Source organism: Ensifer sp. EB106-03-01-XG145 (assembly GCF_058792075.1).
This window is the reverse complement of sequence record NZ_JBYTEC010000059.1, coordinates 1-2,638: the sequence shown is the minus strand read 5'-3', so window position 1 is coordinate 2,638 and position 2,638 is coordinate 1. Positions and strand designations below refer to the sequence as shown.

General features: G+C 61.8%; 2 protein-coding genes. Both read left to right on the top strand.

The genetic code is table 11. The annotated features are described in order from the left end of the window. Positions 1-183 precede the first annotated feature (183 nt). A complete protein-coding gene (istA, locus tag AC3WWH_RS34680; protein WP_058324697.1) occupies positions 184-1,698 on the top strand; it encodes an IS21 family transposase in 1,515 nt (504 codons plus the stop codon). After that, on the top strand, positions 1,695-2,588 hold the full coding sequence (istB, locus tag AC3WWH_RS34675; RefSeq protein ID WP_057212779.1) for an IS21-like element helper ATPase IstB: 894 nt from the start codon (positions 1,695-1,697) through the stop codon (positions 2,586-2,588). The genes istA and istB overlap by 4 nt, the downstream gene beginning before the upstream one ends. Positions 2,589-2,638: the final 50 nt, after the last annotated feature.

The following is a 2,638-nucleotide window of genomic DNA, read 5'->3' as shown; positions in this document are numbered from 1 at the left end:
TGCGCGGCGGCAATCACGGTGAGATTCAGCGTCAATCAGGATGAGACTCGGCGGCGGGGGTGTGACGAAGGGAGGGCGTAGCCCGACCGGAGTTACACCCCCGCCGCGGCGCAATTTTTCGGCGTCTCATGATCGCGGTCGGCCCGCTACGGTGGTGGTTTTCTGGAATGGAGAACCACCTTTGTGCCGGGTCGCCATGTAACCGATCATCAGATGAGATTATTCATGAAGTACCGACAAACGCATTCTGTTGAGGTCGCCGCCGCGAAGGCGTCGATCAGCCGGGCGACGGCGTTCCGTATGGAGAAAGAGCAGCGCCTTCCCTCGCAAAACAAGCCGCCGCGTGGTCGGCGTCGCCCCGATCCGCTTGAGCATATCTTTGATGCGGAGGTCGTTCCGCTTCTCAAGGCCGCTCCCGGCATTCGTGCGGTCGCCGTTTACGACGAGATGCTGCGGCGTCATCCGGAACTGTCCGAAGGTATTCGTCGCACACTTGAGCGGCGGATCCGGTCATGGCGGGCCGTTCACGGCCAGGAACAGGAGGTGATCTTCCGCCAGATGCATGAACCCGGCCGGCTAGGGCTGTCGGATTTTACCGACATGGGCAGCCTCAGAGTGACGATCGCCGGCCAGCCGCTCGACCATCTGCTCTATCACTTTCGGCTGGTCTGGTCGGGCTTCGAGCACGCCCATGTCATCCTCGGCGGCGAAAGCTTCGTCGCCTTGGCGGAGGGCCTGCAGAACGCCCTGTGGTCCATTGGCGGCTCGCCGCTCTATCACCGCAGCGACAGCCTATCGGCCGCCTTCCGCAACCTCGATGCCGATGCCAAGGTCGATCTGACAAACCGCTATGAGGAGCTGTGCGCTCATTACCGGATGACGCCAACGCGTAACAACAAGGGCGTCGCCCACGAGAACGGCTCAATCGAAAGTTCTCACGGCCATCTCAAGAACGCGGTCCGCGATGCACTCCTGATGCGCGGCACCAGAGACTTCAACGATCTCCGCTCCTACCGCGCCTTCATCGACGAGATCGTCAGCCGCCGTAATGCCGCCCATGGCAAGCGCATCGATGCCGAGCGCCCGCATCTGCAGGCGCTTCCCGATCGCCGCACGTCCGACTTCGAAGAGGTGGTCGTCACCGTGTCCCGCACCGGCGGCTTCGCCTTGCGCAAGGTCTTCTACACCGTCCCCTCCCGTTTGATCGGCCACCGGCTGCGTGTGCGTTTGTTTGACGATCGCCTCGACGTCTTCATCGGCGGCACGCATCTACTGACGCTGCCACGAGGTCGCGCCCATGCGAGTGGCAAGCACGATCAGGTCGTCAACTATCACCACGTCATCCACTCTCTGCGCAAAAAGCCGATGGCGCTTCTCAACCTGGTCTATCGCGACAAGCTCTTCCCGCGGCCGGAATATCGCAGGACTTTCGACGCTCTCATCGAGCAGCTACCTGACCGGCAGGCTTGCAAGATCACCGTCGAACTGCTGGCGCTGGCTCATGATCGCGGCTGCGAGCGTGAACTGGCCGAGGAGCTTGCCAGAACGCTCGACGCCCACAAACTGCCTGACCTGGTGGCCTTGAGAGCGGTCTTCGGCCCGGACCCGGATCAGTTGCCGACCGTTCATGTGCAACTCGCATCGCTCAATAGCTATGAAGCCCTGATGGGGGCTGCCTATGCCGGAGAGCTCGCATGAAGAGCATTCACACAATCGACGAAGCACGACTTGGCATCATGCTGAATGAGCTCCGGTTGCCGACGATCAAGACGCTGTGGTCGCAATTTGCCGAGCAGGCCGATCGGGAGGGATGGCCAGCCGCCCGCTTCCTCTCGGCCATCGCCGAACATGAACTGGCCGAGCGAGCGCATCGCAGGATCGAACGCCACCTCGCCGAGGCGCATCTGCCGCCCGGGAAGACGCTCGACAGCTTCGCCTTCGACGCCGTGCCCATGGTCTCCAAGGCCCAGGTCATGGCGATTGCCGCCGGCGATAGTTGGCTCGCCAAAGGTGCCAATATCCTCCTGTTCGGTCCGCCGGGTGGCGGAAAGAGCCATCTCGCCGCGGCCATCGGCCTCGCGCTGATCGAGAACGGTTGGCGGGTGCTGTTCACCCGCACGACCGACCTCGTCCAGAAGCTTCAGGTCGCACGGCGTGAACTCCAGCTCGAATCCGCCATCGCAAAGCTCGACAAGTTCGATCTGCTCATCCTCGACGATCTGGCCTACGTCACCAAGGACCAGGCCGAAACCAGCGTGCTCTTCGAACTCATCTCCGCAAGATATGAGCGGCGCTCCATCATGATCACCGCCAATCAGCCCTTTGGAGAATGGAACCGCGTCTTTCCGGACCCAGCCATGACGCTTGCCGCGGTGGACCGACTTGTTCATCACGCAACGATCTTCGAAATGAACGTCGAAAGCTACCGGCGACGTTCCGCCATGGAAGCCAAACGCCAGCGCGGCAGACCCGCCGCCTGCGCGACAATCAACAGCTCTTCCCAGTTTGTCGCGGAGCGGCAATCAGAACACGACGAGACTCTTGCCAGCGACAATCAGCATGATACGGTCATCCCGACCGCGACATAAGAATCTCATCCAGATTGTCGCCGCCGTCTCATCCTGATCGCCGCGCTATA

Bases quoted from the DNA above. Each gene is read 5' to 3' on its own strand.
- istB (WP_057212779.1), top strand. From the start codon at position 1,695: ATGAAGAGCATTCACACAATCGACGAAGCACGACTTGGCATCATGCTG.